Genomic DNA, 5,591 nt, shown 5'->3' with positions numbered 1-5,591 from the left:
CGGCTGATCTCCGGCCAAAACGGCGGGAGAAGCGCACTCCAACCGCCATGGTCAAAGAGGCACTCGGCATAGTTCGACGGTCGGCATAAACTGCCTTATGCCGCGCGCGGCATAAGCAGGTTTCTACGAGCGAGGCGATGGTCGCCCAGTGCTCGCCACCGCCGTCGGAACCGGCGAAGAGGGCATTCTTCCGATTGAGGGCGATTGGCCTGATCGAGCGTTCGACGACGTTGGAGTCGATCTCGACGCGGCCGTCGTCGAGGAAGCGACCAGAGCGGGTAGCGGATTGCTTCGGCGAGCTTGCTCTTCTGGCTGACCAGGGCGAGCTTCTCGCGCAGCCATGGCTGGAGGGTATCGATGACGGGGCGGCTTCTCTGTTGGCGGGTGGTGCGCCGCTCTTCGGGCGAGCGTCCCGGTATCTCGCTCTCGATCTTGTGAGCTCGGCGATGCGCTGGAGCGCCTCCGTGGCGATCGGCGCGGGTCCGGACTGGGCCATTTCGTAGAAGCGTCGACGGACATGATGGCATGGACGCCCCCTTCCGTTTGCGCCCTTCCGCGAGGACGGGCGCAAATCAACAGGAGGAAATTGCCATGCCAGATGGAGTTCGGGTGGTTGGTCTCGATATTGCCAAGTCAGTGTTTCAGGTGCACGGGGCGGATCAGCATGGGAGAGCGATTCTCCGACGGAAGCTCAGACGCGATGATGTGGAGCAGTTCTTTCGCGTCCTTCCGAGCTGCTTGGTTTGGGCTGGAAGCTTGCCCGGGTGCACATTTCTGGGGTCGACTGCTGCTGAGTATGGGGCACGAGGTCCGCTTGATCCCGGCGCAATACGTTCGACCCTATGTGAAGACCAACAAGAACGATGCCGCCGATGCGGAGGCGATCTGCGAAGCCGTCACGCGACCAACGATGCGCTTCGTTCCCATCAAAGAAGAGATGCAGCAGGAGATCCTGGTCATCCACCGCGTCCGTGAGATGCTGATCCGCCAGAGGACGCAGCTTATCAATGCGATCCGCGGTCACTTGGCCGAGTTCGGGGTGATTGGTCCGAACCGGGCGCATAATATCGGCCTGCTCACCGTTCTGATCGAAGATGAGACCGAGACGCGTATTCCGCCTGTGGCACGGCATGCGCTGCGTTATCTCGCCGAACAGCTAAGAGAGGTGAAGACCAAACTCGCCCGGATCGACAGCGACCTGGTTGCTGTAGCGCGAGGTTCCAGCGCCTGCCGGCGATTGATGACGATACCCGGCGTCGGCGTTGTCACCGCTAGCGCTCTGGTTTCGTCCATGCGGGATCCGGCAGACTTCAAATCCGGTCGTCATTTTTCGGCGTGGCTCGGTCTGGTGCCCAAGCGGCATTCCACGGGCGGCAAGGAGCAGCTCGGCTCGATAAGCAAACGAGGGAACGGCTATCTCCGTAAGCTGCTCATTCACGGAAGTCGTTCGATCATGCGCTGGCGCGGGCGCGCCTGGATTTGGCTCGCCAAATTGAGGGATCGGCGGCCTGCCAATGTTGCGGTCGTGGCAATCGCAAACAAGACGGCGCGCGTTGTCTGGGCACTGCTGCGATACGGTGGGACCTACGGCGTACCGACGCGTGGAGCGGCATGATCTGCGACGCCATACAGATCGGCTCGGCTTCGGGCTGATGCGGTTGCGAGGATAAGTAAGCAGGTGATGGCAAGACCGGGCGTACCGGGACCGGGTGAACCCGTTGGGCGCATCGAGCCTCGAGCTCGCGCAACGTGATTGGGTGCCGGTTCGCGGATATTCCATCAAGGCCCGTGGCGCAGGGTGCTCCACATGGTAGAGGCCGAATAGATGACTGCAGCCGCAGGCATTGCCGAAGCCGCGCATAAAGTCCTTGCAAAGTCGATGGCGTCCACAGATGCGCCCAGCAGAACGCCAGGTTCACGGCATTGCGCTCGGACAACGCCCGGTATCCGGCGTAGCCGTCGACTTGCAGGATTCCGACGAAGCCCTGAAGGTGCCGCAGTGGCTGTTCGGCCTTGCGGTCGGGCGCATAGAGATAGGCGACGCCAGGTGCAGCGATCCCGCCCCAGGGGCGGTCGTCGCAGGCGTAAGCGAACAGCTGGCCCGTCTTGGTGCGGCCGCGATCGAGCACCGGCGCTGTGGTCTCGTCGGCGAAGAGCTTGCCGGACGCCTTCAGCCGCTCGAACAGCCGCTCGTGGATCGGCCGGAGCAGGAAGGCTGCCTTGCCGACCCAGTCAGCGAGCGTCGATCGATCCAGGTTCACGCCTTGGCGGGCGTAGATCTGCGCCTGGCGATACAGCGGAAGGTGGTCGGCGTACTTGCCGACCAAACATGGGCGACGGTCGCCTCGGTCGGGATGCCGCCTTCGACGAGCCGCGATGGAGCCGCCGCTTGCACAACGACCAAGCTCCGGCAGTGTCGATCTCGTGCACTTCCCCGCCGGTTCGGGCTCCGGTGCCGCGACCACTGCTGGAACAAACAATGGCTCCGGTGCCGGCGCATTCGCCAACGGCACCCGCGCGGAACCAGGCGAACAGCTGCTGCGGGGACAATGCATATCGCCGGGCCACCGCGCTCACGGTCTCGCCGGCATCGTAGCTTTCCGCCACGATCCGCGCCTTCTCCTCCGCCAACCAATCGCGCCGCCGTCCAGAACCCGTGAATATCGCAAGCCGTCGAACCGGCTCCTCGTCCCTGGACTTAAGCGTAAGCTCTGAAATCGTCATGTGTCGAAGCCCTAAAAGGCTCCGAGCATCGTGGCTCACGACCACGCGCGAAAGGTGGTGCCGGAACAGCGCTCACGCCGTACTACTCTCCGCGTGTTGTTCAGTGGCATTGCCTGCGAGGGCCGCCATTGTAAGGTTGGTAGGTGTTGTCTTCCGGTCGATATGATCGATACCGGGCGAAGCAATACTCTATATGATCCGTGCCGACGTAGGCCCGACTGTTTGAGGACGCCAGTTCAATCCACCCCGCGGAGGAGTGGACCGCAGTTTCCAAGTAATTATGCTCTTCTGTCGCAGCGTCGACCACCCCAATATAAGGCGAGATGCATTCGCGTCGCCCCCCACTATAGGAAGTGTAGCTGTTGTTGTCGGCGCGATAGGAACGGTATCGGCCCGAACACCACTCCACATGGGCTGCAATCGTCTCGGCCCCCGCATCTTCTTGGGGTTGGTCGCTAGCCTGCACCGGGGGGGTAGCTGCTGTATTGGCGACATCTGGAGTGACCCTGGGAGCGGCTCCTGTCGCGGTTTTGGCTCGCAATTGCTGCCGCACAGGTCGGGCCGGGAAGCGCTCGAACTCTTGTGCTGCAGTGTTCACCTTCACTGACTTGTCAGTCCAGACATCAGTTGCGTCGGCGGCTAGTGATAGTTGCCGTCCAGGCTCGGCTGTGAAAAACGCGGTAGCAGCGATCAGACCACTTGCGAACATAACGAGGGCCAAGCCGACGCCACTTAGGATTATCAGCCGGGGTCTCATGTCGCGCTCCTGTGGCTCTCTCATGGCAAAAATGCGCGACATTCCTAGTGGTTCCACTGGCATAAAGACGGAGGCGAACCGCGGATGCTTCATGGAAAGTCGCCGCCCTTGCAGGGAGACAAAACGCGAAAAGATGGCCGAGCAGCGGAAGAACACCAACTAGCGCGAACACAAGACTAAATACCGCGACCTCGTCAACGAACTGCGCATGGAGTGAGGAAGCGTGGATGAGAGTGCAGAAGGCCTGCCGTACGGGCACATCGCGGGCGCTAATCGGCGCGCTAGGCTGTGCCGGGGCAGCGGTGCGGTGCGCCGGTATCAGAAATTTTTGATCTGCAAAATAGTCCCGGCAAACGCAAGAAGCCCCGCCACATTGCGACGCCCTGCTGCGCGTCGTGCTAGATCAATACAATTATGCCGAGCATGTTTACCCGGCAGGCATACGGCTCTGATAGATTGCACGCATGATCATCAATCAACCAGACGCGAGCCAACTATGATAGCGAGCCACTCAGTCTCCGTTGAAGACATCATCTCACTGCTGACGGCAGCTCAATCCATGGCGGAAGATGCTGGCCACAATGATCTCGTCGGTCAAATCGCTCTTGCCATCGCCGAAGCGCTCCAGATCGCCATGACCCTGTCGCGGTCGCACATGCAATGATGCCGGCTAGTCAACCGAGAAAAATCCCGCTTTCCGGCAGATAATCGGTTTGCAATGAAGCTTCGCAATCCAAAGAGTGAAGGTCCGTTGTGCCAAGCCGTGAGAACGAACAAGACCCGGTCATTGACCGGCCATTGGCTTCACTCATCGCCGACTGGTGGGACCGTAACCGCACGAGCTGCGCGTGATCGTCCAGTTGAGTTTTGACGGGGCTGGTTGCCAACTGCGTCGAGACGCTGCGCTCCCCTGGAGGATGACGACGCCGATGCGCTGGAACCTCAGGGCAGTCCCCATGACCGCCTGTGCTGCCGGTCGACGTTCTTCAGGATTTCGAGCAGGTCATCGGCCTCGTCGAGCAATCGACCGGTCAGCAGCACCTGTCTTTTTCGAGGAGCGGGAATTCCCAAAGACCAGGCTACCGCGATCTTTGACGATTTTCATCAAAATCCCGAACGCGATCGAGGTCAGGGACTTGGCCTTGGGTTGGCGATTGTGCGGCAGTTAGCTGATTGCCTGGGGCACTCGATAGAGCACAGCTCGAGCTTACAAAAGGGGTCATACTTCGGCCTGGTGGTAAAGCGAGGTGAGCCGGTGGTGGTGCGGGGCGAGGGCCAAGAGCGGGCGGAGCTCCCAATCCTCCGGTTGGCCTTCGGGTGCTGCTCGTCGAAGATGACTATGCAGTAGCAGACGCGACGACCCAGCTACAAGGCCGGGCGCGGCGTCAAGAGAGACCCGGCACGGGTCACCAACTCAACCGTCTAGATTGCATAGACTCCAGTTCTAGCGGCGCCATAATATGCTTGAAGGTGAAATAATATACAGGCATAGAAATAATCTGTATAGATCCTTACCTGGGGCAGCCTCTTTTTCGACACGGATACGCCGCATGGTCCCGATGAACTTACGGTGCTGCCGATCCGGTACCTCTCGATTACCGCATGCCAGCGTGGTGCCCAAGAGAGATGACAACTGCGGGGTGGATACGCGTCATATCGCGCTCACAGTTCAATGCCAGATGGTACATGGTCGATTAATCAAGATTTTCAGAGAACAATAAATGGGTAAAACCACGCATCGTGTGGTTGGAGGATGTTTGATGCAACTCGAATATTTCCCTTGTGCAATTGTTGCGATGCGGACGATAGGGCACTGACGGTACTTTGTCAGCGTTGCGTTCTCCCCGTCGACGCCAGACGATTTGGCGAACACGGTACTTGGCTACGCTACAACCGCTTCGGCGACAGTACCCTCCTCAGCCACTACCTCAGAAAACAACTGTAACAGCGCGGCCTCTCTTGCTGCCCGATCGAGAGCGTAGGAAGTTCGCTTAAACTGCATGCCGTCCAGCAGCCCATTGACGTACCCCGCAATCGTGTCAGCCGCCATGATCAGCGCGGTATCAACGGTATGGATGTACCGGCTCGTCACTGTGCCACGCGAATGACC

Annotated in this window: 3 protein-coding genes and 6 pseudogenes; 4 read left to right on the top strand and 5 right to left on the bottom strand. The window is 60.0% G+C overall.

The annotated features are described in order from the left end of the window. Positions 1-520: pseudogene (locus HNQ95_RS33175) on the bottom strand (IS66 family transposase); the annotation flags it as partial. 71 nt (positions 521-591) lie between these two features. Between HNQ95_RS33175 and HNQ95_RS33170 the strand changes: the two are divergent. Further along, positions 592-1,615, top strand: a pseudogene (locus tag HNQ95_RS33170) (IS110 family RNA-guided transposase). Positions 1,616-1,889: 274 nt separating this feature from the next. Here HNQ95_RS33170 and tnpC read toward each other — a convergent pair. From tnpC to HNQ95_RS34275, 3 genes and pseudogenes are all read right to left on the bottom strand, one after another. Beyond that, positions 1,890-2,413: pseudogene (gene tnpC / locus HNQ95_RS33165) on the bottom strand (IS66 family transposase); the annotation flags it as partial. A gap of 113 nt (positions 2,414-2,526) precedes the next feature. Then, positions 2,527-2,724 (bottom strand): annotated as a pseudogene (locus HNQ95_RS33160) (transposase); the annotation flags it as partial. Between the two features lie 100 nt (positions 2,725-2,824). Further along, entirely contained in the window at positions 2,825-3,433 is a 609-nt protein-coding gene (locus tag HNQ95_RS34275) for a BA14K family protein (protein ID WP_369009169.1), read from the bottom strand. Positions 3,434-3,977: 544 nt separating this feature from the next. On the opposite strand from HNQ95_RS34275, the gene HNQ95_RS33150 reads away from it, so the two are divergent. From HNQ95_RS33150 to HNQ95_RS33905, 3 genes and pseudogenes are all read left to right on the top strand, one after another. Further along, on the top strand, positions 3,978-4,145 hold the full coding sequence (locus HNQ95_RS33150) for a hypothetical protein (protein WP_169808290.1): 168 nt from the start codon (positions 3,978-3,980) through the stop codon (positions 4,143-4,145). Between the two features lie 399 nt (positions 4,146-4,544). Next, positions 4,545-4,829: a sensor histidine kinase gene (locus HNQ95_RS33910; protein WP_249926017.1), complete on the top strand. Its 285-nt coding sequence runs from the start codon at positions 4,545-4,547 to the stop codon at positions 4,827-4,829. A 112-nt stretch (positions 4,830-4,941) separates the two neighbouring features. Further along, positions 4,942-5,111, top strand: a pseudogene (locus HNQ95_RS33905) (helix-turn-helix domain-containing protein); the annotation flags it as partial. Positions 5,112-5,363: 252 nt separating this feature from the next. Here the strand turns inward: HNQ95_RS33905 and HNQ95_RS33500 are convergent. Beyond that, a pseudogene (locus HNQ95_RS33500) lies at positions 5,364-5,591 on the bottom strand (integrase); the annotation flags it as partial.

The sequence above is a fragment of the Aminobacter ciceronei genome, assembly GCF_014138625.1.
GTDB lineage: Bacteria > Pseudomonadota > Alphaproteobacteria > Rhizobiales > Rhizobiaceae > Aminobacter > Aminobacter ciceronei.
Note: the sequence above shows the minus strand (reverse complement) of the source record. Positions and strands in the feature narration are given on the sequence as shown.

Coding starts and splice junctions, on each gene's coding strand:
- HNQ95_RS33150 (WP_169808290.1), top strand. CDS start 3,978: ATGATAGCGAGCCACTCAGTCTCCGTTGAAGACATCATCTCACTGCTG.
- HNQ95_RS34275 (WP_369009169.1), bottom strand. CDS start 3,433: ATGTTCGCAAGTGGTCTGATCGCTGCTACCGCGTTTTTCACAGCCGAG.